We start from the raw sequence: 25,020 nt of genomic DNA on the forward strand, positions 1-25,020 counted from the left end.
GTTTTTAGCTATGCCTAGATTACAAATTGGTAATCTGATTGTCATGCTGCACTGGCGTATTTCTTTCTACAATAGCAACAGTATTCAATTGCATGAATGACAAGTATGAAAAATTCAATCGCCAAAACAACCTTAGCCTTGCTCAGCAGCTCATTACTACTCAGCTCACTGGCACATGCAGAATTAAAAACAGCACCAGTCATGTCGCTAGAAGCAGCAAAGCTTATGGCCAGCAATGTCATGTTGGCCTGCCAGAAACAGGCCAAGCCCGCAGCAGTCGTGGTTCTGGATCAGGGTGGTAATCTGCTGGCTAGTCAACGCCATGAATCTGTCGGCATTCACAACCTGATCGCAGCAGAACGCAAGGCCTTTACCGCGTATTCAACGAAAACCAGTACGCTGGATTTTATGCGCAATGCCCAGAACAATCCGGACGCACAGAACCTGAATAGCCTACCTGAACTGCTGTTACTGGGCGGCGGTGTACCTGTTATGTACCAGAATCATATTTTAGGTGCTGTAGGTGTTGCGGGTGCAGGCGGTTCGGAACAAGATCATCAATGCGCCAATAGCGGCATTCAAAGCACTTTAAAACAGCTTTACTCTATTTAAATAAGTCTTATTGGTTTCTTTTATTCAATATTGCTTCATCCATCTACTGAGGAATACAACATGAAAAAAATCCTGCTAGCAACCCTTGCGAGCACCGCAGCCACGCTTTCCTTTGCACAGAATCCACTTAGTGTGCATATTTTGAATCAGGAAACAGGTTTACCTTCTGCAAATATTGCAGTTATTTTGGAAGCACAGCAAGGTGAGAAATGGGTCAAGCTCAATGAAGCTAAAACAGATCAGAATGGCCGTATTAAAGAGCTATATCCAAAAGATACCAATCTGCAAAAGGGTATTTATAAAGTGACCTTTAAAACGGGTGACTGGTTTAAGGCCAATAATCAGCGGACATTCTTCCCTGAAGTACCGGTGGTCTTTATGATTGATGGCGCTTTAGAACATTATCATATTCCACTGTTATTGAGCTCTTATGGTTATTCGACTTATCGCGGTAACTAAGCTCTTTCACTTAAGGCCCATCTTATTGGGCCTTATTCTTTTACTTGTTATTCTTGTGCTGGAATGCTATTCATGACTCATATTAAATGAATTTAAGAAATAAAACGTATCTCAAACAAGGAGCTTTGCAATGGATCAGCAAGTCAACCAGATGTTTAATCAGGATCGATTAATCCAGCATCTTGGTGCACACCTTGTTGCTTATAGTCACAATCACGCAAAAATTTCGCTGAAAGTCACTGAACAACATTTACAGGGTCACCAGACCTGTAACGGCGCAGTGATTTTCGCGCTTGCAGATGCGGCATTTGCCATTGCCTGTAATACAGGTGAACATCCGGCTGTTGGTCAGCATTGTGGAATTCATTACTTAAAACCGGCAGTTCTTGGCAATACATTGACTGCTGTAGCAGAACATAGGGCCAGCAGTGGCCGTAGTGGAATTTACGATATTCAGGTGATAAATCAGCATGATCAAATTGTGGCAGAGTTCCGCGGTACGTCTCGACTGATCATCAGATAATTTTCAAAACTTGATGCAATTAAAAACCGATGCCTAAGCATCGGTTTTTAAAGTTTGAAATTTAATTAAGCTTTCAACCATTGTTCAGCTTTGGCTTGATCTTCAATTTTCAGTTCAACTTCGGTCAGTTCAGAACCACCTGCCTGAACGTCAAAACTCATTAGCTCATCGCGACGGAAAGCATGCATGGTATAAACACCTTCCTGTTTTGCATAACTTTCCATTAACTTCGTCATTGCTTTTAAACCATCAACGGCAATAATCACATCATTGGCAGAAAGGCCAGCTACTACAGCAGTACTATCACGACGCGCCGACTGAACCAGTACACCTTCCGGCTTATCTACCAGTTTTAAACCAAAAGGCAATGACTTGTCATTTTTCAGGTTATAACAGATACCAAACTCAGGCAATAACTGATCCAGTGGCAATTCATCTGTGGTATTAATCAAGTGATTAATCTGCTCTGACCAATCATCACCGGTCAGCTCTTTGCACAATTCAAAGATGGTACGTTCATGTACCTGAATACCATTCTGGGCATTTTCATACAAACGGCGCATCAAGGCATCCAGACTTGAACCACGTAAACGCAAACCTAAGTCTAGGCACAATGCAACCAAACAACCTTTGTTGTAATAGCTGGTGCCGGCATTATTCGAGTTTTCATCCTGACGGTAGAATTTCACCCAGGCATCAAAACTGGATTCAGACACCGACTGAATCGCACGACCCGGATTCTGCAAGTAACGATCAATCTGCGCTTTTAACAAGCTGATATATGATTCTTGATTAATCACGCCACTGCGTAGCAAAATCAAATCATCATAATAAGAAGTGAAGCCTTCAAAGATCCACAGCAAAGACGTATAGCCTTCACGGTTTAAATCATAATTGACAAAATTTTCCGGACGAATAAATTTTACCAGCCAGGAATGGAAGTATTCGTGGCTACATAGGCCGAGGAAACGTTGATAATCTTTGGAAGGTTCTTCAGGTTCATTGGCTTTCGGCAAGTCATCGCGCGGTGAAATCAGGCTGGTCGAGTTTGGATGTTCCAGACCACCATAACTATTTCCGGTTGCCATGGTCATAAAAGTATAGTCAGCAAATGGCGCTGAACCGAACATGGAGATTTCTGTGCTACAGATTTTCTCAATGTCCTGCTGCATACGTGCTGCATTCATCGCATGCTTGCCGGACACCACAAACTCATGCGGAATACCATTCGCTTCAAAACTGAAACGGGTTTGCTCTGCCAGTTCAAACGGTGCATCAATCAATTCAGCATAGTTTTTGGCTTTCAGGGTGAAACGGCCCTTGACCAGACTTTTGGATTGCATGCCGGTTGCCAGTTGGAAATGCTTTAACTCATCTGGCAGGAAGATTTCTAATTCAATCTCTTTATTTTCCTGACCTTCTAGCCCCAAGCATGCACAGGCCGGGTTGACATAGAGACGGTTTTGATCCACATATGCACCACGAACAGACAGGTCGTAGGCATAGACATCATATTCAACCGTAATCAGCTCATGATCGGTATTGAATAAACGCCATTTGTTCTTTTCAAATTTCTGGATTTGCAGTTGACGTCCATCTTCATCATAAGCTTTGACCGCCTCAATGTGTTTGGAAAACTCTCGAATCAAATAACTTCCCGGAATCCAGGTCGGTAATGATAAGATCTGCGTCGGGTCTGCCAGAAAGCGAACAGTCACGTGAATAAGGTGCTGACGATAATCGTCAAATTCGATTTGATAATGCAACATAATGGGCGATATAAAATGAAAATAAATGAGGTATAGCTTAGCTTAGCATTTTTTAAGCCAAGATGGTTTAGCTGTCTTATTTGTCTACATTTACGACTAGCTATCTGTATAAAAAAGGCATAGCATGCCTGAAAATTTAATCGTTCAACGCCCGACGGGTTATTAAGGAACATCCTTGAAATACATCATCTCACTGATTGCGGTATTCAGCTTATTTATTTCTGCATTTTCACATGCTGCCTTACTCAATATTCTGCCTGAAAGCGTTGAAGCTGAAGCCTGGACTATTCTGGATTCACAGTCTGGTCAAGTCATTGCAGAACACAATGCCGATGTGCAACGTGCGCCGGCTTCGCTGACCAAAATGATGGTGGCTTATATTGCCTTAAAGGAAATTGAGGCCGGAAAATTAGATAAAAATGAAGTTTTAACTGCCACATCTGTGGTTAAAAATGTCATGTGGGATGAGTCACAGATGTATCTGAAAGAAGGTGATCTGATTACAGTCGATCAGCTTCTGGCGGGTTTGATTATCATGTCTGCCAATGATGCAGCGTTGACGCTGGCTGAGAAAATCTCGGGGAGTGTTCCCCAGTTTGTAGAGCGGATGAATCAGGAAGCCAAAGCACTGGGCATGCAGCATAGCAATTTCCAGAATCCGGCCGGCATTACCATGCCCGAGCATTATTCGACTGCTGCCGATTTGGCCCGACTCTCTATGGCGGTGGTGAATGAAACCCCGGATTATCTGTATTATTCCAAACAGCCAAGTTTCACTTATAACCAGCATTTCCATCGTGCCACCAACCGTGTACTTCAGGTCGACCCAAGCGTAGATGGTTTAAAAACCGGTTTTACCCGTGCGGCCGGTTATAACCTGGCGCTGACAGCCAATCGTGTTACAGCAGACTTTGAAATGCCGAAGCGCCGTCTGATTGTGGTAGTGCTAGGCACTAAAAGCGCCACAAAGCGCGCTGAGATATCGCATAAACTGATGAATCTGGCTTATACCTATACCCGCAATGAAGTCGCGATCAAAGATCAGCAACTGTTGGCTGAATTACCTGTAATTAAATCCACCTTAAAAATGTTTAAGGTACAAACCAAGCAGCCGCAGATTATTACTACCTCGCTTTATGATCAGAGCTATAGCATTGACCTGAATCAGTTTGATCAGGCCCATCAGCGCGTCATGCTAAATACAGGTGATGGCGCTTTAAAAAGTATCGAGCCACTTCAGGAAACCCAGACCCATATCAATGTTGAAATGAAGGCATCTGAACTCATTGCGCCCTTAGCCAGCATGATGCCTTTGGCCACGATTCAGATTTATCAAAATAATCAGTTAATTCGCACCATTCAAATTGAAGATCATGTCGAAATTGAAGAAGCCAACCCATTGCAGAAGTTCTTTAGCTGGCTGCAAGGTTTATTCAGTTTCTTTTCAGACTCAACACCCGGCGTAAAACTGTATCCTCTAGATCAATAATCCTCTCAATATCAAGTAATTCTTCAAGCTAGAAGCGCTGATGTAGCCTTCTAGCTGATTCATGATCTATCCCAAATGAGGCACCCCGCCCGAAACGCAGCAATTATTACCCGCTCTCACAGAATTGCTACGTTTTGTAATGTGTATAACAATTTTAATCAAGACGCGATTTAGCACATGCCATAGTATATTTTCTCTCTATTTCTCTTATTTTTATTAAAAAAATAAACAGGTTAAGAACGCATGACAGTACATAAAATCGTGATTGTGGGTGGTGGCGCTGGTGGTCTGGAACTGGCGACACAACTGGGTGATAGCCTGGGTAAAAACGGCAAAGCCCAGATTATTTTGATTGATCAAAAACTGACACATCTCTGGAAACCGCTGCTACATGAAGTCGCCGCAGGTACCTTAAATCCACATCAGCAAGAAACCAATTATTTTGCCCATTCTGCCGCGCATCATTATGAATTTGTTTTGGGGACATTCACCAGTCTGGATCGCGAAGCGAAACAGATCATCGTCGAAACAGAATATTTCTCTAAAAAGAGTGAGCCCAAGAAAAATCAGCGCATTGGCTATGACACACTGGTACTGGCTTTAGGTTCAACCTCAAATGACTTTAATACCGAAGGGGTCAAACAGTTCTGTCATTTTCTCGACAGCCGGCAGCAGGCAGATATCTTTCAGCAGGATCTGCTGCACCTGTATTTAAATGCTCAACATGAGACTTCAAGCCGTGAGCTGAATATTGCTATTATTGGTGCCGGTGCGACTGGGGTAGAACTGGCAGCGGAGCTGGTAGAAGCCAAACAGAATTTCTTTCAATATGGCTTAAACAAGGTCGATCCCAACAAAGTCAAAATCACCTTGATTGAAGCCGCGGATCGTATTCTGACTGCACTCTCGCCTAAAGTTGCTGCAAATACCATGAAACAGTTAGAACAGTTCGGTATTGAAGTCTTGACCAGTCATCGAGTGGCCAAGGTCGATGAAGACAAGATTTATTTTGCCGATGGTTCCAGTCTGGATGCTGAAATCAAAGTCTGGGCTGCAGGGATCAAAGCACCGGAAGTCTTGGCACAACTCGACGACATGGAAAAAGACCATATTCATCGGCTCAAAGTTTATGCCACGCTGCAAACCAAATCTGATCCAAGTATTTTTGCATTTGGTGATTGTGCGCATTGCCAGCCTGCGGCAGATCAACCGGTATTAGGGCCGCGTGCTCAAGTGGCCAGCCAGCAAGCCAGCTTTCTGGCCAATGCTTTAAAAGCCCATGTCAATGGAGATAGCTATTTGCCGATGTTTAAATTTTCTGACAAGGGCTCACTGATTTCCTTAAGTCAGAATAAAGCTGTGGGGGAGTTGCTGGGTCAGGTCAATGTGCAAGGCTTTGTCGCCAAAACCATGTATGTCTCTTTATACCGGATTCATCAGGCGACCATTCATGGTTATGTACATGCCGGTATTCTGACTGCAAAAGATTTAGTTACACGAAAAATCTCTCCAAAGCTGAAATTGCATTGAAATTCCAGAATTTGGCCCAATCAATGAAAAAATCGTCAATAAAATTGTCAAATTGCGTTTTTTTGCTAATTTTAGTCTACAAAAATGCAATTTCACTTTATGATGTACCCTTAAAAAATTGAATGGATCAATTCACATGACTGCTATTGCAAATAACCTCGTGGTTTCTTTCCACTACACATTGACTAACGCAGAGGGTGAAACTCTCGACCAATCTCAAGGTGAACCACTTGCCTATTTGCACGGTGCAGGTAACATCATCCCAGGTTTAGAAAACGCGTTAGAAGGCAAAACTGTGGGTGAAAAATTCACTGTTAATGTTCCTGCTGCTGAAGGTTATGGCGAATATAACCCTGACCTCGTACAAGAAGTTCCTGCGCAAATGTTCCAAGGCGTAGACAACATTCAAGCAGGTATGCAGTTCCAAGCTCAAACTGATGACGGCGTGCAAATCGTAACTGTTAAAGCAGTTGAAGGCGACAATGTTGTTGTAGATGCGAACTTCCCGCTTGCTGGTCAAGACCTGACTTTCGAAGTTGAAATTGTATCGATTCGTGAAGCTTCTCAAGAAGAATTAGATCACGGTCATGTACACGGTGCAGGTGGTCACCAGCACTAAGATCTTCTGATCGAGTGTAAAAAAGGCAAAGTGAAAACTTTGCCTTTTTTATTGTCGCCAAAATATTCATTTTAAAATGGGAAATAAAACAGCAGGACCATGGCCCTGCTGTTTCAATCCAATCAAGAGATTCTTTTAGAGAATAATCGCTGGATTATTTGCGTTGATTATAAATCTGCATGGCTGCTGGTAACTGTTGACGCATTTGTCCAATACGCTGGCTGTTCGATGGATGCGTAGACAGGAAGGTTGCGCCATTACTGCCACCAAGTTTGTTCATTTTTTCCCACAAGGTAATCGCTGCATTCGGGTTATAACCTGCGCGTGCCATCAGCATCAAGCCACCCTGGTCAGCACGGCTTTCCAGATTACGCGAGTATGGCAGGCCAATCCCGATCTGACTTCCTAATTGCGCTGCTGCTGCGCCACCCTGGCCCACACCAGCTGCATTCAGACCAATGCCTAAAGCCAGGTCAGTGAGCGCCTGAGCACCAATTTTCTGCTTAGAATGCTCTTCTAAGGCATGTACCATTTCATGACCCATAATTGCTGCAATTTCAGCATCGGTCAGATTCAGCTTATTCACAATACCGGTATAAAATACCACTTTACCACCCGGTGCAACAAAGGCATTAACCTGATCGGACTTGAGCACAGCCAATTGCCACTGGAATGCTGTACCAGTCTGGTTCATTTGGTTCGCAATCGGCTTTAAACGGTTAAATACGGTATTAATACGTTTATAGGTCGCTGAACTGGTGTCCAGTTGACCTTTATTTCTGGCATCAGTGACCATGGCATTATAGCTTTGTGTCGCAGATGCATTTAAGGTCGCAGAATCAGCCCCGGCAATATCCGCAATAGTGGTACAACCCGACAATGTCACGGCTGCCGCAGCCGCCATACCCAATAAAAATTTATTCTTCATTATAATCAACTCTACCTTAGCCCAAGCTTAATTTACATTGTAAAAATTATAAGTGAAAGCATACAGGAGCTAAACGCTTAATTACTCCATCTTCTTATAAATTCTGTAATTTTTAAGCCAAGTACTGTATCGCCAACCAATAAATCAGACAGATAATGTTCAAGCCCAGATAAACCTGGCTTAAGGGTTTTATTTTTTGTTCCAGAATTTCATCTTTACGTTTAAAAAATAAATAGGCGTTTTGCAATAAAATAACAGGCACCAGCACACAGGCAATAATGACACTCAGGCCGACCAGTGCATTATAAATAATCTCAGGATTTTGAGTTTGTGCGCGAATAATCATCATAGCGATGGTGGGTGCCCCGCCCATGGCGAACAACAATGAATAAAACATGGTCGCCGATATATTTTTTTGCATCCTTTCGCTCATTTTTCTTTCTTTATATACGGCTATGTTAAAGCACATTTTGTCACAGCACCGATGCAACTTTAGTCTTGAGCCAAATTTATAGTTTTTGGATATAAAAAACCCATCCGGAGATGGGTTTTATCATTCAAGCTTTAACCAAATGAAGATCAAGCATCGAACGGGTGGCGAAGAACGATAGTTTCTTCACGGTCTGGACCGGTTGAAATGATGTCGATTGGACATTCAATCAGTTGCTCAAGACGTTTTACATAGTTCAATGCAGCTTGTGGCAACTGATCCAGCGATTTTGCACCGAAAGTTGACTCAGACCAGCCTGGCATTGTTTCGTAAATTGGTTTTAAAGTTTCGAATGCAAGCGCATCAGAAGAACCGACACAACCAGAATCTGCAGCTTCATAACCGACACAGATTTTCACTTCTTCTAAACCATCAAGAACATCAAGTTTAGTCAGGCAAATACCAGACAGTGAGTTTACATCTACTGAACGACGTAGAATTTCAGCATCGAACCACCCACAACGACGTTGACGGCCAGTAGACGCACCAAATTCATTACCAATGGTACCAAGGTGTTTACCAACCGCATCACCCACATCGTTTGCAGCGTCATAAACCAATTCCGTTGGGAATGGGCCTGCACCGACACGAGTGGTATAGGCTTTGGTGATACCCAGTACATAATCAAGGTGCAAAGGACCCAGACCTGAACCTGAGCTTACGCCACCAGCAGTGGTGTTTGAAGATGTCACATACGGGTATGTACCATGGTCAACGTCAAGAAGTGAACCTTGCGCGCCTTCAAACATGATGTTGTCACCGTTTTTACGGTAGTTATGCAGTTCAGTTGTTACGTCTACAACCAACGGCGCAACAACCTTACGCCATTCGTCGCAAAGTGCCAGTACGTCTTCTAGCTTAACTGTTTCAACACCATAGTATTGAGTAAGCTGGAAGTTATGGTAATCCAGAAGCTCAGTTAACTGGGCAGTAAGATGTTCACCGCCACGTACCAGATCAGCAACACGAACTGCACGACGCGCCACTTTGTCTTCGTATGCAGGACCGATACCACGACCTGTTGTACCAATCTTCGCATTACCACGTTTTTTCTCACGTGCTTGGTCCAGTGCGATGTGGTTTGGAAGGATCAGTGGACAGTTTGGAGAAATACGTAAACGCTCTTTAACAGGAACGCCTTCTTTTTCAAGAATGTCCATCTCTTTGATGAGCGCTTCAGGAGAAAGAACAACACCGTTACCAATTAAGCACAATACGTTTTCACGTAAAATACCAGATGGAATGAGGTGTAAGACAGTTTTCTTACCACCCACCACCAGAGTGTGACCTGCGTTATGTCCGCCTTGATAACGAACGACCGCTGCCGCTTGATCTGTGAGCAGGTCGACGATTTTACCTTTACCTTCGTCGCCCCATTGGGTACCAAGTACCACAACATTCTTGCCCATAATAGCCTCATTGCATCATGCTGTTAAAGTTGAAAGCCCCGCTCAGTGACATGAACACTGAGCCAAGCAATTTAAATCGTTTTGACTGTCCACTCACCATCTACGTTCACCAGCTGGTGCGTCGCATATGGAATTGAGTTTAAATCATCATTACCGAGTAACTGAATTACACTTAAGCCTTGTGCTCGAATACTCTGAATCGCATTCAGAAGTTCTGCATCGACACCTTTAGGTGCAACTACCACGTGTACAGCGTCAAACTGACCTGCGCTTAACGCATATAAGTCACAAGAGAAACCTGTGGCAGGACGCGCACGACCGAAATGTTCACCAATGCCATCATAACGACCGCCTTGTGCCAGTGCTGCTGCACGATTCGGTGCATAGACTGCATACATCAGACCAGTATGATAATGGTATGAACGCAATTCAACCACATCAATCCCAATACTCAAGTTTGGCCAACGGGCTTGAACCTGATCTTTGGTAATTTGTAAGGCATCAAAAGCTTGCTTGAAGGCTGGATTCGCCAACACTTCAGCACTTAAATTTGCCTGTAATGCGTCCAGATCGCTGGCATAGCGGCCCAGTGCATAAAAGTCCTGACCAAATTTCAGTTCTGCCGTAAATTCTTCCAACTCTGGCAAGGCCTTACGTTGGTATAAATCAGACAGTTTACGTTCAGCAACTTTGTTCAAACCTGCTTGAGCCACCAGACTGCGGAATAAGCCGACATGACCCAAGTCCAGATGGATTCCGTCTGCCAGACCTGTTTCCTGAATCAGACTGATCATTAAATCGACCATTTCTACATCGGCATCGATGCTGTCTGAACCAAACAGTTCGGCGCCTAACTGCAAAGGCGCACGCGAGGTATTAAAACCGCGTGGTTTGGTATGCAGAACGGTACCTGCATAGCAGTAACGCGCCACACCTTCCACTGGATGTACATGTGCATCAATACGCGCCACTTGTGGTGTCATATCGGCACGCACACCAAGCAAACGACCAGAAAGCTGATCGATGACTTTAAAAGTGGCTAAGTCTAAATCTTGATTCGATTCTGAGAGAGAAGAGAGAGATTCGATGTACTCAATGAATGGCGTGTACACCAACTGATAACCTCGAGATGCAAGGAAATCCAGTGATTTACGGCGCAAACTTTCAATGACTTGCGCTTGTTCTGGTAATACATCAGCTACACCATCAGGTAATAACCATGTCTCTGAAATGGGCATGTTGTAAACCTAAATTCTTGTCAGCGCGGAACGAATCCGCATAAAAAAATCGGGAGCACACCCGATTTCTCCTAGTCTAGCACGATAGTTTTGGCTGTGCATCGCAAAATTTTATAATTTTTACTCTCTTATGCAATGAGCCACAATTGCGTCAACTATCAGCGTTTTATCGTGTATGACCGACACGCGCTATAAACAAAAAATCATTTTAGACCAATGGCAATGCGGTGGTACTTTTTACCGTTTGCAATGGAATTTCGGTTTTTACACTTTGGATGCAGGGAATTTGAGTCAAATGATGAATCTGAAATTTACGATAGGCATCCAGATCGGCCACCACAATTCTTAAAAAGAAATCACAATCTCCCGCCATTAACTGGCATTCCACCACTTCCGGCATCTCCTTGATGGCTTCAACAAATTGATCGACCACGGCGGCTTCTTGAGATTTAAGCCAAACCCGTGCAAATACACTCATTGCCAGATTGACTTTTTGCGGATTGAGTAAGGCGACATACTGTTCAATGACCCCATCATCTTCTAGTTGCTTGACTCTTCTTAAACAGGGGGACGGCGACAAGCCAATTAATTGAGCCAGTTCATTATTTTGCAATTTTCCGTTCTTTTGCAGTTCATGCAAAATGCGTTTATCAATTTGATCCATCTTGTTACTTTAGTATTTAAAACTCCTTGAAGCCAATTTAGCGCAATTTAATTCCAAATCAAATTTAAATTGCATGCACTACAACAGCAAATAGCCTGATTATCGCTATAAAATACGGCTCAATATTAAAGTCCTCAGGTCACTGACATGCTTTTGCTCAGACAAAGCACCGCAGCGGTGGTTTTCTCTACCGATTTCAACGAATTTCAACGTGGCATGAAAGATTCTATTCCAATGCTTTTAGGGATTATCCCCTTTGCGCTGGTGTTGGGTGCGACGGCGGTACAGAAGAATTTCAGCTTGCTCGAAGTGCCTTTACTGACAGGTCTGAACTTTGCCGGTGGTTCTGAATTTGCCATTCTGAAGGTCTGGAGCAGTCCGCCAAATTTACTTATGCTGATGTTTATTACCTTTCTGGTAAATAGCCGGCATCTGTTGATGGGCGCCAGTTTGGTACCGTATTTAAAGCATCTTCCGAATCGTAAAGTTTTTCCGGCGCTGTTTTTTATGGTCGATGAAAGCTGGGCACTCGGTCTGGCTGATGCACAGAGGAAACAGGCGCAACTGGGTTATCGTGCTGCGTTTAGCATGCCTTATTATGCTGGTCTGTGTTTTTGCCTGTACTTGATGTGGGTCGGATTTACCACACTCGGCGCCATGCTTGGACCTGTATTAGGCGACATCAAACGTTTTGGTTTCGATATGGCCTTTCCTGCTGTATTTCTGGTGTTACTGAGAACTATGTGGAAAGGTTTTGAGGCTGCCCGGCCATGGCTGGTCAGTTTAGTCTGTGCGGCTTTGGCTTATTTATATTTACCTGCGGGCTGGTATGTGCCGATTGGCGCATTGTCTGGAATTGCTTCGGCATTTTTCCTGATTCAAGAGGATCAAACATGATCCAGATGAGTACCTTGGTGGCCATTATCCTGATTGCTGCGACCACTTATTTAACCCGGATCTTGGGCTATGTCTTATTAAAAAACAAAACACTGACACAGCGCCAGCGAAAAATTCTGGAAGTAGTGCCCGGCTGTGTCCTGATTTCAGTCATCGCACCGTATTTTGTACGCGACAACCCTGCAGATCTGATCGCTTTGGCTTTAACCCTGTTTGCCGCTACGCGTTTTGGCTTGCTCCCCACAGTTGCCATCAGCATGGTGTCTGCAGCCGTCTTAAGAACTTTTCTTGTCTAGCCCTCAAACAGAATCCTTTATATGATTTCTAAAGGGATTCTGTTTATTTCTGTGGGTCTACGACCTTGGTGAGCAGGCTGACCAGCTCTGCATTTTGCAACTCGACCTGCTGCAGTTTGGTTGTGGTCTGATCCAGCACTTCCTGCTGTACATGCATTTTTTTAGCCAAGTCCTGCATGATTTCCAGGGTCTTTTTTAAATTTTCTTCCAGATGCGCGACTTTCTCTTCTACCGGCACGCCCTCCACGACACCTGAACCATCATTCTGATTGAACTGCAGCCAGATTAGAAAAATCACTGCCAATGTGAGCAGTATAATAAATCCCCAAACCAACATCATATGCTTGCTCTTATTTCATTTTATTGGCTTTATCTTAACGAAAAATCATGCAGATGATGCAAATAATTCAAGCACTCACGCTGCTTTTCGATCAATTACGCGCAAATTCTATTAAAACAACGCATATCAAGAATGTTTAAAGCAAAAAAAGCACCGTATATCGGCACTTTTTAGGCTTAGCAAAGTCAAACTTAATGAAAAGATTCACATAAATCCAGCAAGCGGTTGGCATAACCCCATTCATTGTCATACCAGGCAAAGACCTTGGCCTGTTGTCCCACCACTAGGGTTTGGGTCAGGTCAACGATCAAGGAATAAGGAGAATGATTAAAATCACTCGACACCAAAGGTTCATCCGTCACTGACATGATTTCGGCAAAATCCTGTCGCGCCGCCTTAATTAACACTTCATTCAGTTTATGATCGGTAATCGGTGACTGGGAAACAAAGGTCAGGTCAATTGCTGCGACATTAATGGTCGGCACCCGAATTGAATAACCGTCAATCCGATCTTCCATTTTTGGCATAACCCGCTTTAATGCACCCAGCGCACTGGATGTGGTGGGAATAATATTGTGTCCTGCTGCCCGTGCACGACGCAGATCGCGATGCGCCTGATCCAGCACAGATTGATCTGCGGTCACCGCATGGATTTCGGTCATTAACGCACTGCTGATGCCAAAAGCATCATCGAGGATTTTGACCAGCGGTACTAGGGCCTGAGTGGTACAGGACACACTGGAAATGATCTGGTCGGTGGCTTTAACTTCGTGATGATTGATACCATACACAATCGCAGCATCGACAGTATCAAAGGGTGCTGCTCCAATAATCACCCGTTTCGCCCCTGCCTCAATATGCTGGGTCGCAGCTGCACGGGAACGGAACAGCCCGGTACATTCCAGCACTACATCTACTTCAAGTTTTTGCCAGGGAAGCTGCGCCGGGTTGGCTTCACACAAAACCTGAACTTTTAAGCTGGCATCCTGATAGCTGAGATGCAGATAAATATGTTCGGCATCATAGCTGACGTCTACCTGTCCCGGAAAACGGCCATGAGTTGAGTCATATTTAAACAGATGAATTAAGGTTTCAACATCAGCAATATCGTTAATGGCAACGATTTCAAATTTAAAATCTTTCGGATTTTCAAACCAGGCACGCAATACATTACGTCCAATACGCCCAAATCCATTGATTGCCACTCGTTGCATGACTCAACCTTTTATATGCCTATTTTAAAACTCCTCTATGTTAAAGGATTTCTTGCGCAGTACATGAAAAACTTCAGTGAAAATATTGATTTTCGATTATTTTATTTCTGATACATCGCCCAGTATTCAGATCTTTTAAAATTCTGATGCTGTGTAAATAGATGGATATAACCGAATTGTTCTGAATAGAAAATTCATTTTATGAATTCAGCACTAAACCCGAGTCAATAATTCCTTGGCAATTGGTTTTAAAATGATTGGTGCATACCGCTTTTTCCGTTATAATTTGGCGTTTTAAATTTTTAAGCCCCGCATTGCAGCAGAGCTCTCATGTGCTTGTCAGACTGTGGTGTTTTAGCCAAATCGGAAATTATGGAGTGACTTGGTTGTGAGTACTCGTTTTATGACATCAGCTGAAATTCGTGAAGCATTTTTGCGTTACTTTGAATCGCAAGGGCATACACGTGTCGCGTCGAGTTCACTAGTACCCGCCAATGATCCAACTTTACTGTTCACCAATGCGGGTATGAACCAGTTTAAAGATTGCTTCTTAGGTCTAGAAAAACGCGATTATGTCCGTGCCGTATCATCACAAAAATGCGTACGTGCAGGTGGTAAACACAACGACTTGGATAATGTCGGTTATACCGCGCGTCACCATACCTTCTTTGAAATGTTAGGTAACTTCTCGTTTGGTGATTACTTCAAACGTGATGCGATCAAATTTGCCTGGGATTTTTTGACGGGCGATGACTGGCTAGCGCTACCTAAAGATAAGCTTTATGCCACTGTTTATCATACCGATGACGAAGCATTCGACATCTGGAACAAAGAAATCGGCCTAGATGTATCTCGCATTATCCGTATTGGTGACAACAAAGGTGGTCAATACGCATCAGATAACTTCTGGGCGATGGGCGACACCGGTCCTTGCGGTCCATGTTCTGAAATTTTCTTTGACCATGGCGATCACATCTGGGGTGGCCTGCCGGGCACACCTGAAGAAGATGGCGACCGTTTCATTGAAATCTGGAACAACGTTTTCATGCAGTTTAACCGCACGAGTGATGGAGTACTTCATCCGCTTCCAGCGCCTTCTGTAGATACTGGTATGGGCCTTGAGCGTATTTCTGCAGTTTTACAGCATGTCAACTCAAACTACGAAATTGATTTGTTCCAGCACTTACTCAAATCTGCGGCTGAGATTATTGGTCTAGACACTACTGCACTTGAAGCTGAAGCGGCTGAAAAAGGCACACCTGTACAATACCCTGCTTCACTTAAAGTGGTTGCTGACCATGCACGTTCATGTTCATTTTTAATCGCTGATGGTGTTAATCCTTCAAATGAAGGTCGTGGTTATGTACTGCGTCGTATCATCCGCCGTGCAGTGCGTCACGGTAACAAACTGGGTGCGACCGGTTCATTCTTCCATAAAATGTTGCAGCCGCTTATTGAAGTGATGGGCGAAGCATATCCAGAACTTGCAGCACAACAAGCACGTATCGAAGCTCAACTGCTCAAAGAAGAAGAACAATTTGCCAAAACACTTGAGCAAGGTTTGAAATTGCTTGAAGGCGAATTGGCACAGTTAAAAGGCTCTGTGATTCCGGGCGAAGTGGTTTTCAAACTTTACGACACTTACGGTTTCCCGACGGACTTAACTGCGGACATCGCACGTGAACGTGACTTAAGCATTGACGAAGCTGGCTTTGAAGTTGAAATGGCAGCACAGCGTCAACGTGCGCGTGATGCAGGTAAATTCGCGATCGATTACAACAGTGTTGTCAAAGTTGAAGGCGAAACTCAATTTGATGGTTATGATGCAACTGCAGGCGAAGGCCAAATCATCGCAATCTATAAAGATGGCGAGCAAGTAGATGAAGTCGTTGAAGGCGACGAAGCTTTAATCGTACTCAACCAGACCCCTTTCTATGCAGAAAGCGGTGGTCAAATCGGTGATACAGGTATTTTCAAAAACGATACCGGGATTTTCGAAGTTCAGGACACGAAAAAATCTGGTGGTGCATTTGTACACCAAGGCATCGTGACCATGGGTAGCTTAAAAGCAACCCAATCTGTTGAAGCGACTGTGAAAGCAGACATCCGTGCAGCAACTGCGCGCAACCACTCTGCGACTCACTTGTTACATGCTGCGCTGCGTCAAATTCTGGGCTCACATGTACAACAAAAGGGTTCATTGGTCGCATCTGATGTGTTACGTTTTGACTTTGCCAATGATCAACCGGTTAGCTTTGAACAGCTGCAAGAAATTGAACGTCTGGTCAATGCTGAGGTGATTGCTAATACGGCTGTTTCTACTGAACTTCTCGACATCGAATCTGCCAAAGCCAAAGGCGCGATGATGCTGTTCGGCGAAAAATACGGTGACGAAGTACGTGTATTGTCGATGGGTTCAGTGATTGAAGAGAAAAATTTCTCCATCGAGCTTTGCGGTGGTATTCACGTAAAACGTACCGGTGACATCGGTCTGTTCAAGATCACTTCTGAAGGTGGTGTTGCAGCAGGTATACGTCGTATTGAAGCAGTGACAGGCACTAAAGCAGTTGAAGTTGCACAAAAAGCCGATCGTGACATCAATACGATTAACGGTTTGCTCAAAGCGCAAAAAGACCAGACTTTAGAAAAAGTTGAAGCGTTAGTTGATACTGCATCGAGCTTGCAAAAACAGATCGAACAACTGAATCAGAAACTTGCTAGCCTGCAAGCCGGTGAACTTCTAAGCCAAGTTCAAACCATTGCAGGTCGTGCAACCTTGATTACAACCGTTGAAAATATGGATGCGAAAGCACTACGCAACCTGCATGACGGTGTGAAATCAAAATTAGAAAATGCAGTCATTGTGCTTGCAGGTGTAGAGGGTGACAAGGTGAGCTTGATCGCATCTGTAGCAAAAGACTTTACTGCATCTATAAAAGCGGGTGACATCATCAAACATCTGGCAACTGAGCTGGGTGGTAAAGGTGGTGGTAAACCTGACTTGGCACAAGGTGGCGCGCCACTTAACGAGAAGTTTGCTCCGGTGATGGCAGATTTAACTGCCTGGCTGGCAGCAAAATAAAACTTCAATTTTGTGTAACTGACCCTGATAGGACTATCAGGGTCATGGCTTATATGGAACAACTATGGCACTAATCGTTCAAAAATATGGCGGTACCTCTATGGGTACTCCCGAGCGCATTTTAAATGTTGCTCGTCGTGTGAAACGCTGGCATGACCATGGCCACAAGGTGGTTGTGGTTGTATCAGCGATGAGTGGCGAAACCAATCGTCTGCTTGCTCTCGCGAAAGCCATTACCGAAACCCCTGACCCACGTGAACTAGACCAGATGGTCTCTACGGGTGAGCAGGTTACGATTTCTATGTTAGCGATGGCGCTCAACTCTATTGGCGTTGAAGCAAAATCACTGACAGGTCGCCAGGTTGGCATGAAAACCGACAGCTCATTCAATAAGGCACGTATCGAATCAATTGATACTGAAGTCCTGAACTCGAATCTGGATGCTGGCCGTGTACTTGTAGTTGCAGGTTTTCAGGGTTTTGACGAGCATGGCAATACCACCACTTTAGGCCGCGGCGGTTCTGATACTTCAGGTGTCGCGATTGCTGCTGCACTAAAAGCCGATGAATGCCAGATTTATACAGACGTTGATGGCGTGTATACCACTGATCCACGTGTTGCACCCAAAGCCAAGAAAGTTGATCGTATTTCCTTTGAAGAAATGCTTGAAATGGCGTCACTGGGTTCAAAAGTCCTGCAAATTCGTGCAGTTGAATTTGCCGGTAAATATCAAGTACCTTTACGCGTATTATCCAGCTTCGACAATGACAATGATGGCGCATTCGACGAAGAATTTAAGCAAAACGTGGGTACACTTATTACGACTGAATTGGAAGACAATATGGAACAGCCAATTATCTCCGGTATCGCATTTAACCGTGACGAAGCAAAATTAACGATTTTAGGTGTACCTGATGAACCGGGCATCGCCTCTAAAATTTTGTGCCCGATTGGTGATGCCAATGTTGAAGTGGATATGATTATCCAGAACGTTGAAGAAGATGGTACGACTGATTTTACTTTTACAGTCAACCGCAGCGAATTGAACAAGGCCAAAGCCATTCTCGAAGCAACCGCTCAGGAAATTGGTGCACGTGAAGTCGCTACCCGTTCAGATATCGTCAAAGTTTCTATCGTCGGTGTAGGCATGCGTTCACATGCAGGTGTTGCAAGCAAAATGTTTACCGCACTGGCAGCTGAAGGTATTAACATCCTGATGATCTCTACTTCTGAAATCAAAATTTCAGTGATTATTGAAGAAAACTATCTGGAACTTGCAGTTCGTTCACTGCATACCGCCTTCGGTCTAGACCGCGAACAAGGTGAATCAAGCGTACGCGCTTAAGAGGAATGACAAAATATTGTCATTGTTTGACAGTATTCTATAAATCTCTACAAAAATTCAGAGCCACTATAGTTTTTTTTATAGTGGCTCTGTTATATTAAGCCTGAGGATTTTTAAAAAACTGAGATAGATTAAAATCTTTCACCCAGATGACAGAATTTCTATCCAGATTTTATTTTTTAATTTTTGGTTGTGTTTTTGTTTTATATTCAATAGATTGCAGGTTTTGCATTTTGCAAGGAGAGAAACATGCTGATTTTGACTCGACGTGTCGGGGAAACTTTAATGATTGGAGACCAAGTCAGCGTGACTGTGCTTGGTGTAAAAGGTAATCAGGTTCGTATTGGGGTCAATGCTCCGAAAGAAGTCTCTGTGCACCGTGAAGAGATTTACCAGCGTATCCAGCATGAACGTGCAATGCATGAACATCTTCAGCATATCGATCAGGATTTCCAACCTTCGTATGAAGATGAAAACCAAACACAAAATAACTTTAACCGTTAATTTTTGTGTAAATCATAAAGCGGCTTTGAAGCCGCTTTTAATTGATCTATACTTTAATGAATACACATTTCAATATTCAGAACCTTTAAATTAAATAAGAATTAAAGTTCTGCGCCCTGCTGTTCCAGCAATGCTGCAACTACCTTTTTTACCGGCCCAAAACTACGACGGTGCTCATCAATCACCCCATGCAAGGCAATCGCTTCAAAATGTGCTTTGGTTGGATAGCCCTTGTGCTTGGCAAAACCAAATTGTGGATGCTTTAGATCCATCTCAATCATTTGATGATCACGGGTAACTTTGGCCAGAATACTAGCAGCAGAAATTTCTGCATGCAAAGCATCGCCACCAATGATCGCGTCACAGCTCATCGTTAGCCCCTGAGGGACTTTATTGCCATCGACCAGCACATGCTCAGGTTGAATCGCTAAAGCTTCTACAGCACGGCGCATTGCCAGTAAGGATGCCTGCAGAATATTATGCTCATCAATTTCTGCTGCTGACGCCTCAGCAATTGCCCAAGCCAGCGCTTTTTCCTGAATTTCGATAAAAAGTTTTTCACGTTTCTTTTCAGTCAGTTTTTTAGAGTCATTTAAACCTTCAATCGGGTTATTTGGATCTAAAATTACCGCGGCCGCCACCACTGAACCGACCAGCGGTCCACGCCCTGCTTCATCTACACCAGCAATTTTCATGTCATTTCCCATAAAAAATAGGCTGAACCTGTCAGCCTATTTCAATTTAATCTTGGCTTAGTTTACAGCTTCAGCCACACAAGCGTTAATGGTTTTTGCAACCACATTGCCCACGATTGTGGTACGTGCCACCGGATCAATCGCAGCAGTCGCCAAATCAACCGCTGTCACATTTTGCGGTGCTTTTTCGCTGACACAGCCACAAATTTCAGACTGGATATTTTGCTTTTGTGTTGTGGTCATTAGACGTGTTGCCGTTTGCCACGCTGGAATATTATTCAGTTCAGTGGTGCATTTTGCATTGATCGCGATTTTAAGCGCAGTGCCGCCCAGTTGTTGAGTGGTACTTGGCGCATCAGAAGTGCCTGTCGCTGTACACGCTGATAAAACCAGAGTCAGTGGCGCAAGTACAGCCAATAATTTTTTCACAGATATATTCCTTATTCATTCATAGATGAAGACTGTCGCTATTGTGCCGAAATTCACCTGAATAAGAAATCTAAAAATCACTAAGCATGTTTAATCTACAGCCAACCAATTTAATAGATGTTGCATGAAAGCCACCATAGCGTTGCAGATTTGGAATTGCTGAATTGATTCATCCTTTGCTAAGGTTCGGCCTTATTAAAGAGCAACGGAATATCTAGATGAATAAATCACTGTATTACACACGAACAGCGCAATGGCTGCATTGGATCATGGCGGTTATTTTTATTGCGGCCTGGCTCATCGGTTTTTATAGTGGTAATTTTTTAAGTTATGACGTTGATGGCAGCTTTAAGGGTGATGTGATTTCACTGCATAAAAACATTGCAACCACCATTATTTTCCTGCTCGTTGTTCGGATTTTCTGGCGCTATACCCATCCTGCACCGTCACTGCCTGAGAGTATGTCACCGCGGATGAAAACGTTGGCACATGCTGGTCATCTGGCGCTGTATTTCATGCTGATTGCCCTACCTCTTACAGGTTGTTTGTATAGCTGGAGTTTGGGTTATCCAGCACCGGTGCTGTATTTATTTAACCTGCCACCCCTCATTGCCGAAAACTCGGCTGTGACCGCTATTGTTAAGCCCTTGCATATCTGGCTTTCCTGGGCAGTCGGCATTCTACTGGTTGGCCATATTGCCGCAGCCTTTAAACATCATTTTATCGATAAAGATCATGTATTAAAAAGTATGACCCAGCAGGATAAATAATTAGACCATTAATATGGGCTAAATAATGTTCCCAGTCTGTGCTTGCAGGCTGTTTCATTAAATAAATTCCTTGAGACAACTTCTGAGACTGTTTGCAATCGCTTTTTGCGTCAGTTCTTTTTTGGCTGCTTCATCAACTGTGGCTTTTAACAAAGTTTTGGCAGGCACATCTTTTAACGCATGCTCACCTACACATGAACACACATTTTTCTCAAGTTCAACTTTACTGGTGTCCTGCATTAAGTAGGTCGAAACTTTCCAAACTTTGGAATTTTGCAGCTCTTTACTGCATTGATATTCAATCAAAGGTTTTAAAGTACGTTGTGTCAATGTCATATCCGCACTAGAACAGGCAGAAATCAACAATATGCTGAGGAGCAGAATTAAACTTTTCAATTTCATATTGGCCTATAAAAATGATAAAGGCAGAGCGAACTCTGCCTTTTGTAAAAACTTAAATCAAGGCACGGATCTGGTTGATCCATTTCTCTTTTTCAGCCTCTGGAATAAACGACGCTTCAAAGGAGTGCGTTGCCAACTGCTTTAATTCCTCGTTACTCAAGTCTAGCGCTTCAGCAATGGCAATAAAGTTGTCATTCATATAGCCACCAAAATAGGATGGATCATCTGAGTTGACTGTAACATGGACACCCTGCTGCAAGAGACGACGGATATTATGCTGCTGCATATCCTCGACCACACAAAGCTTCAGATTTGACAGCGGGCACACCGTTAAGGGCATTTTTTCGCGAATCAACCGTTGCATTAACTCAGAATCTTCTTCTGAACGCACCCCATGATCAATACGATTAACTTTCAGTAAATCCAGAGCTTCCCAGACATATTCTGCCGGGCCTTCTTCGCCCGCATGTGCTACGACCAAGAACCCTGCTTCACGCGCTTTGGCAAAGACACGTTCAAATTTAGAAGGTGGATGCCCGACTTCACTTGAATCCAGACCAATCGCAATAATCTGGTCTTTATAGGGCAATGCCTGCTCCAGCGTTTCAAAGGCCGCCTCTTCACTTAAATGACGCAGGAAACACATGATCAAATGTGAGCTGATTCCAAGCTTGGCCTTGGCATCATCGCAGGCTTTTTGCAGGCCATTGATGACGGTCGCAAAAGCAATTCCACGGTCGGTATGCGTTTGCGGATCGAAGAACATTTCTGTATGCACCACATTGTCTTCGGCACATTTTTCAAAATAGGCCCAAGCCAGGTCATAAAAGTCCTGTTCATGGATCAGTACATTGGCCCCGGCATAATAAATATCCAGGAAGGACTGAAGATTATGGAAATTATAAGCCTGCTTAACTTCCTCGACAGATTTATACGGGATGGCAATCTGATTACGCTGAGCGATTGCAAACATTAGCTCAGGCTCAAAAGTGCCTTCAATATGAACATGAAGCTCGGCTTTTGGCAAAGCGCGAATCAACTCAAGACGGTTCATCACTTCTCCTCGTGAAACCTTTAAATAATAAAAAAGGGCGCAAACTCAGTTTACACCCTTTCTGAATGTAGAAAAATTAGCCACCAAACAGTGCGAATTTAAGCGTCCATAGAACAGCAATAATCCAGACCATATACGGTACAGTCGCAGCCTTACCAGTCAACAACTTGATCAGTGCATAGCTGATAAAGCCCATCGCAATACCATCCGCAATCGAATAGGTAAATGGCATAAATACGATGGTTAAAAATGCCGGTACTGCCTCAGTAATATCTTCCCAGTCAATATGGACGATACCCTGAATCATCAACACACCAACAAATAACAATGCTGGCGCAGTGGCAAAACTCGGAACTGATTGTGCAAGCGGTGCCAGGAATAAACAGGCAATAAATAGTAATCCAACCACCACGGCGGTTAGACCGGTACGACCACCTGCTGCCACACCCGCAGAAGATTCAATATAAGGCGTAGTTGAAGAAGTACCCAGTGCCGCACCAGCAACAATCGCTGATGAGTCAGCAAATAAGGCTTTCTTCAAACGTGGTAATTTCCCGTCTTTTAACAGACCTGCACGATGCGAAACACCGACCAACGTCCCGGTAGAGTCAAACAGATCGACCAGGAAGAAAACAAAAATCACTCCAATTAAACTGGCAGTAAAGAGGCCTTCAAAATCCATTTGCATGAATGTTGGAGCCAGCGATGGAATATGACCCACTACACCTTGGAATTCGTTATAACCTAGTGCCGTTGCAATGGCAGTCACCACCAGAATACTGATGATAATCGCACCACGGACTTTAAACTGGTGCATTACCACAACCAACAAAAAGCCAAAAAGTGCTAATAATACAGAAGGTTGTTTCAGATCACCCAAGCCCACCAGTGTGGCTGGATTATCCACAATAATTCCGGCATTTTTCAGTGCCACCAATGCCAGGAACAAGCCAATACCACCACCAATCGCGAGCTTGAGCGACATTGGAATTGCATTGACAATGGCTTCACGTATTTTAAACAGGCTAATGGCAATAAAGACCAGACCTGAAACAAAAACTGCACCCAAGGCGGTTTGCCAAGGCACCCCCATTCCCAGACATACAGAATAGGTAAAGAAGGCATTTAAGCCCATGCCTGGCGCCAGCGCAATTGGATAATTCGCAATCAGGCCCATGACTAAACAGCCAATCGCAGCTGCAAGACAGGTTGCTACAAAGACAGCCCCATGATCCATCCCTGTTTCGGACAAGATCATTGGATTGACAATAATGATGTAACACATGGTTAAGAATGTAGTTACACCAGCCAGAACTTCTGTACGGAAACTGGTTTTGTTTTCACTCAGTTTAAACAGACGTTCAAGCATATTTTCTGAAGATGGATTAGGAGTCGTCATGACCTAGCCCCTATTGAGTAAACTTTATGCTTCAAGCACGCCGTCAAATAAATGAAATTTCACAAAAAATTCATTTATTTTGAGGATGTGTTAGCAACGAATATGCCAGTATAGCCATTTGACGGGTTCAAATGTTTGAACAGCTTACAGCCCCAGGGCTATGCTATAAAAACCCCAAAAAATCTAAACAAAAAAGCTGCATAACTTTTATGCAGCTCTATTTAATGATATAAATCAAATGCTTAGAAAGATGAAGTTTGCTTCATCTTTATAGGTGGCAAATTATAACACATTGATTTCTGATTGCTTCTTTGATTTTATACTTTATTTAAAATCAATCTATTTAATTCGAATATTTTTAATATTTTATTATATTTATTATTGAGTTAATTTTATTAATTACGCTAAATTGAAAAAAAGAAAATTGATGCATGTGTTAATGTCGATGCCGATTAGAGTCTAACAATTTGCTGGAGTCACGCGCTTCATTCAAGACATGACGGATTTTTTCGTATTTTCTGATTTCTGCCTGTTTATGCACGCAGAATCCTAATACGCTGACCATTAACACAAAAACAGGAATAGCATGTATTTTCATTTTTATTATTCTGCTTTGTAACACTGTGCAATTATGCTAACAAAAAACCTAATAAACTTGTGACTTACTTTACATTTAACCCGATAGAATGCACTTCTTGAACCGTTTAGCGATATTTTTCTATCGCTTTATTTATTATTACTTAATTAATTTTTCATTCTTTCTCAAAAATCTCTTGCGCTAAATACTCCCCAAAGTTAATAAATTAAATATTTGAATATTAAATACTTATTTGTTTAAATAAAAATTTCTATTGGAAAGAAAA

General features: G+C 43.3%; 25 protein-coding genes. 12 read left to right on the plus strand and 13 right to left on the minus strand.

Going from position 1 to position 25,020, the window contains the following annotated elements:
• The first annotated feature begins 105 nt into the window (after positions 1–105).
• From KT990_RS03215 to paaI, 3 genes are all read left to right on the plus strand, one after another.
• Positions 106–612, plus strand: a complete 507-nt coding sequence (locus KT990_RS03215) for a GlcG/HbpS family heme-binding protein (protein WP_005170271.1) — start codon at positions 106–108, stop codon at positions 610–612.
• Between the two features lie 60 nt (positions 613–672).
• On the plus strand, positions 673–1,071 hold the full coding sequence (gene uraH / locus KT990_RS03220) for a hydroxyisourate hydrolase (protein ID WP_005170270.1): 399 nt from the start codon (positions 673–675) through the stop codon (positions 1,069–1,071).
• A gap of 130 nt (positions 1,072–1,201) precedes the next feature.
• Positions 1,202–1,594, plus strand: a complete 393-nt coding sequence (gene paaI, locus KT990_RS03225) for a hydroxyphenylacetyl-CoA thioesterase PaaI (RefSeq protein WP_218209159.1) — start codon at positions 1,202–1,204, stop codon at positions 1,592–1,594.
• A gap of 65 nt (positions 1,595–1,659) precedes the next feature.
• On the opposite strand, the gene KT990_RS03230 is transcribed toward paaI, so the two are convergent.
• Positions 1,660–3,363, minus strand: coding sequence for a M61 family metallopeptidase (locus tag KT990_RS03230; RefSeq protein WP_180075039.1), 1,704 nt, complete (start codon positions 3,361–3,363; stop codon positions 1,660–1,662).
• 175 nt (positions 3,364–3,538) lie between these two features.
• Here KT990_RS03230 and KT990_RS03235 point away from each other — a divergent pair, with 175 nt between their 5' ends.
• From KT990_RS03235 to slyD, 3 genes are all read left to right on the plus strand, one after another.
• The gene (locus tag KT990_RS03235; protein ID WP_005170266.1) at positions 3,539–4,852 is read left to right on the plus strand and encodes a D-alanyl-D-alanine carboxypeptidase PBP6B; all 1,314 of its coding nucleotides are present in this window, start codon (positions 3,539–3,541) and stop codon (positions 4,850–4,852) included.
• 243 nt (positions 4,853–5,095) lie between these two features.
• Entirely contained in the window at positions 5,096–6,382 is a 1,287-nt protein-coding gene (locus tag KT990_RS03240) for an NAD(P)/FAD-dependent oxidoreductase (RefSeq protein WP_218209160.1), read from the plus strand.
• Positions 6,383–6,518: 136 nt separating this feature from the next.
• Complete coding sequence (gene slyD / locus KT990_RS03245) at positions 6,519–7,001, plus strand: peptidylprolyl isomerase (protein WP_005097432.1); 483 nt, start codon at positions 6,519–6,521, stop codon at positions 6,999–7,001.
• A gap of 154 nt (positions 7,002–7,155) precedes the next feature.
• Here the strand turns inward: slyD and KT990_RS03250 are convergent, their stop codons facing one another.
• The 5 genes from KT990_RS03250 to KT990_RS03270 form a co-directional block, all read right to left on the minus strand.
• Positions 7,156–7,929, minus strand: coding sequence for a M48 family metallopeptidase (locus tag KT990_RS03250; protein ID WP_005097433.1), 774 nt, complete (start codon positions 7,927–7,929; stop codon positions 7,156–7,158).
• A 112-nt stretch (positions 7,930–8,041) separates the two neighbouring features.
• Positions 8,042–8,350: a hypothetical protein gene (locus KT990_RS03255; RefSeq protein WP_074383295.1), complete on the minus strand. Its 309-nt coding sequence runs from the start codon at positions 8,348–8,350 to the stop codon at positions 8,042–8,044.
• A gap of 158 nt (positions 8,351–8,508) precedes the next feature.
• Positions 8,509–9,828, minus strand: a complete 1,320-nt coding sequence (locus KT990_RS03260; RefSeq protein ID WP_218209161.1) for an adenylosuccinate synthase — start codon at positions 9,826–9,828, stop codon at positions 8,509–8,511.
• Between the two features lie 71 nt (positions 9,829–9,899).
• On the minus strand, positions 9,900–11,066 hold the full coding sequence (locus KT990_RS03265) for an ATP phosphoribosyltransferase regulatory subunit (protein ID WP_005170256.1): 1,167 nt from the start codon (positions 11,064–11,066) through the stop codon (positions 9,900–9,902).
• A gap of 208 nt (positions 11,067–11,274) precedes the next feature.
• Positions 11,275–11,730, minus strand: coding sequence for an Lrp/AsnC family transcriptional regulator (locus KT990_RS03270; protein WP_004645552.1), 456 nt, complete (start codon positions 11,728–11,730; stop codon positions 11,275–11,277).
• Positions 11,731–11,877: 147 nt separating this feature from the next.
• Between KT990_RS03270 and KT990_RS03275 the strand changes: the two genes are divergently transcribed.
• The gene (locus KT990_RS03275; RefSeq protein WP_218209162.1) at positions 11,878–12,627 is read left to right on the plus strand and encodes an AzlC family ABC transporter permease; all 750 of its coding nucleotides are present in this window, start codon (positions 11,878–11,880) and stop codon (positions 12,625–12,627) included.
• Positions 12,624–12,923, plus strand: coding sequence for an AzlD family protein (locus tag KT990_RS03280; RefSeq protein ID WP_218209163.1), 300 nt, complete (start codon positions 12,624–12,626; stop codon positions 12,921–12,923). Before KT990_RS03275 ends, KT990_RS03280 begins: the two co-directional genes overlap by 4 nt.
• A gap of 43 nt (positions 12,924–12,966) precedes the next feature.
• On the opposite strand, the gene KT990_RS03285 is transcribed toward KT990_RS03280, so the two are convergent.
• Positions 12,967–13,263: a hypothetical protein gene (locus KT990_RS03285; protein ID WP_005170248.1), complete on the minus strand. Its 297-nt coding sequence runs from the start codon at positions 13,261–13,263 to the stop codon at positions 12,967–12,969.
• 191 nt (positions 13,264–13,454) lie between these two features.
• Entirely contained in the window at positions 13,455–14,477 is a 1,023-nt protein-coding gene (gap, locus tag KT990_RS03290) for a type I glyceraldehyde-3-phosphate dehydrogenase (RefSeq protein WP_005097441.1), read from the minus strand.
• 388 nt (positions 14,478–14,865) lie between these two features.
• Between gap and alaS the strand changes: the two genes are divergently transcribed.
• The 3 genes from alaS (at position 14,866) to csrA (ending at position 19,408) form a co-directional block, all read left to right on the plus strand.
• Positions 14,866–17,559 carry an alanine--tRNA ligase gene (alaS, locus tag KT990_RS03295; protein WP_218209164.1) on the plus strand — a complete coding sequence of 898 codons (2,694 nt, stop codon included), beginning with the start codon at positions 14,866–14,868 and terminating at the stop codon, positions 17,557–17,559.
• Between the two features lie 64 nt (positions 17,560–17,623).
• A complete protein-coding gene (locus KT990_RS03300; RefSeq protein ID WP_005097443.1) occupies positions 17,624–18,904 on the plus strand; it encodes an aspartate kinase in 1,281 nt (426 codons plus the stop codon).
• Positions 18,905–19,153: 249 nt separating this feature from the next.
• Positions 19,154–19,408: a carbon storage regulator CsrA gene (gene csrA / locus KT990_RS03305; RefSeq protein WP_005097444.1), complete on the plus strand. Its 255-nt coding sequence runs from the start codon at positions 19,154–19,156 to the stop codon at positions 19,406–19,408.
• A gap of 101 nt (positions 19,409–19,509) precedes the next feature.
• On the opposite strand, the gene rnhB is transcribed toward csrA, so the two are convergent.
• Both rnhB and KT990_RS03315 read right to left on the minus strand, forming a co-directional pair.
• A complete protein-coding gene (gene rnhB / locus KT990_RS03310) occupies positions 19,510–20,103 on the minus strand; it encodes a ribonuclease HII (RefSeq protein ID WP_005170243.1) in 594 nt (197 codons plus the stop codon).
• 57 nt (positions 20,104–20,160) lie between these two features.
• A complete protein-coding gene (locus tag KT990_RS03315; protein ID WP_159138601.1) occupies positions 20,161–20,532 on the minus strand; it encodes a hypothetical protein in 372 nt (123 codons plus the stop codon).
• 218 nt (positions 20,533–20,750) lie between these two features.
• Between KT990_RS03315 and KT990_RS03320 the strand changes: the two genes are divergently transcribed.
• The gene (locus KT990_RS03320; RefSeq protein WP_180075044.1) at positions 20,751–21,302 is read left to right on the plus strand and encodes a cytochrome b; all 552 of its coding nucleotides are present in this window, start codon (positions 20,751–20,753) and stop codon (positions 21,300–21,302) included.
• Positions 21,303–21,359: 57 nt separating this feature from the next.
• On the opposite strand, the gene KT990_RS03325 is transcribed toward KT990_RS03320, so the two are convergent.
• The 3 genes from KT990_RS03325 to KT990_RS03335 form a co-directional block, all read right to left on the minus strand.
• A complete protein-coding gene (locus KT990_RS03325; RefSeq protein ID WP_074383303.1) occupies positions 21,360–21,704 on the minus strand; it encodes a hypothetical protein in 345 nt (114 codons plus the stop codon).
• A 52-nt stretch (positions 21,705–21,756) separates the two neighbouring features.
• Positions 21,757–22,758 carry an adenosine deaminase gene (locus KT990_RS03330; protein WP_100329011.1) on the minus strand — a complete coding sequence of 334 codons (1,002 nt, stop codon included), beginning with the start codon at positions 22,756–22,758 and terminating at the stop codon, positions 21,757–21,759.
• 76 nt (positions 22,759–22,834) lie between these two features.
• Complete coding sequence (locus tag KT990_RS03335; RefSeq protein WP_005097450.1) at positions 22,835–24,157, minus strand: NCS2 family permease; 1,323 nt, start codon at positions 24,155–24,157, stop codon at positions 22,835–22,837.
• Between the last annotated feature and the right edge of the window lie 863 nt (positions 24,158–25,020).

The sequence above is a fragment of the Acinetobacter sp. F9 genome (assembly GCF_019195275.1).
Classification (GTDB): domain Bacteria; phylum Pseudomonadota; class Gammaproteobacteria; order Pseudomonadales; family Moraxellaceae; genus Acinetobacter; species Acinetobacter pseudolwoffii.

What these genes read in the sequence shown, in the direction of transcription:
- KT990_RS03335 (WP_005097450.1), bottom strand. Translation starts at nt 24,157, where the DNA reads ATGACGACTCCTAATCCATCTTCAGAAAATATGCTTGAACGTCTGTTT.
- KT990_RS03260 (WP_218209161.1), bottom strand. Translation starts at nt 9,828, where the DNA reads ATGGGCAAGAATGTTGTGGTACTTGGTACCCAATGGGGCGACGAAGGT.
- KT990_RS03255 (WP_074383295.1), bottom strand. Translation starts at nt 8,350, where the DNA reads ATGCAAAAAAATATATCGGCGACCATGTTTTATTCATTGTTGTTCGCC.
- slyD (WP_005097432.1), top strand. Translation starts at nt 6,519, where the DNA reads ATGACTGCTATTGCAAATAACCTCGTGGTTTCTTTCCACTACACATTG.
- KT990_RS03265 (WP_005170256.1), bottom strand. Translation starts at nt 11,066, where the DNA reads ATGCCCATTTCAGAGACATGGTTATTACCTGATGGTGTAGCTGATGTA.
- paaI (WP_218209159.1), top strand. Translation starts at nt 1,202, where the DNA reads ATGGATCAGCAAGTCAACCAGATGTTTAATCAGGATCGATTAATCCAG.
- KT990_RS03250 (WP_005097433.1), bottom strand. Translation starts at nt 7,929, where the DNA reads ATGAAGAATAAATTTTTATTGGGTATGGCGGCTGCGGCAGCCGTGACA.
- KT990_RS03280 (WP_218209163.1), top strand. Translation starts at nt 12,624, where the DNA reads ATGATCCAGATGAGTACCTTGGTGGCCATTATCCTGATTGCTGCGACC.
- KT990_RS03330 (WP_100329011.1), bottom strand. Translation starts at nt 22,758, where the DNA reads ATGAACCGTCTTGAGTTGATTCGCGCTTTGCCAAAAGCCGAGCTTCAT.
- KT990_RS03285 (WP_005170248.1), bottom strand. Translation starts at nt 13,263, where the DNA reads ATGATGTTGGTTTGGGGATTTATTATACTGCTCACATTGGCAGTGATT.
- uraH (WP_005170270.1), top strand. Translation starts at nt 673, where the DNA reads ATGAAAAAAATCCTGCTAGCAACCCTTGCGAGCACCGCAGCCACGCTT.
- rnhB (WP_005170243.1), bottom strand. Translation starts at nt 20,103, where the DNA reads ATGAAAATTGCTGGTGTAGATGAAGCAGGGCGTGGACCGCTGGTCGGT.
- KT990_RS03230 (WP_180075039.1), bottom strand. Translation starts at nt 3,363, where the DNA reads ATGTTGCATTATCAAATCGAATTTGACGATTATCGTCAGCACCTTATT.
- csrA (WP_005097444.1), top strand. Translation starts at nt 19,154, where the DNA reads ATGCTGATTTTGACTCGACGTGTCGGGGAAACTTTAATGATTGGAGAC.
- KT990_RS03320 (WP_180075044.1), top strand. Translation starts at nt 20,751, where the DNA reads ATGAATAAATCACTGTATTACACACGAACAGCGCAATGGCTGCATTGG.
- KT990_RS03300 (WP_005097443.1), top strand. Translation starts at nt 17,624, where the DNA reads ATGGCACTAATCGTTCAAAAATATGGCGGTACCTCTATGGGTACTCCC.
- KT990_RS03275 (WP_218209162.1), top strand. Translation starts at nt 11,878, where the DNA reads ATGCTTTTGCTCAGACAAAGCACCGCAGCGGTGGTTTTCTCTACCGAT.
- KT990_RS03240 (WP_218209160.1), top strand. Translation starts at nt 5,096, where the DNA reads ATGACAGTACATAAAATCGTGATTGTGGGTGGTGGCGCTGGTGGTCTG.
- gap (WP_005097441.1), bottom strand. Translation starts at nt 14,477, where the DNA reads ATGCAACGAGTGGCAATCAATGGATTTGGGCGTATTGGACGTAATGTA.
- KT990_RS03325 (WP_074383303.1), bottom strand. Translation starts at nt 21,704, where the DNA reads ATGAAATTGAAAAGTTTAATTCTGCTCCTCAGCATATTGTTGATTTCT.
- KT990_RS03215 (WP_005170271.1), top strand. Translation starts at nt 106, where the DNA reads ATGAAAAATTCAATCGCCAAAACAACCTTAGCCTTGCTCAGCAGCTCA.
- KT990_RS03270 (WP_004645552.1), bottom strand. Translation starts at nt 11,730, where the DNA reads ATGGATCAAATTGATAAACGCATTTTGCATGAACTGCAAAAGAACGGA.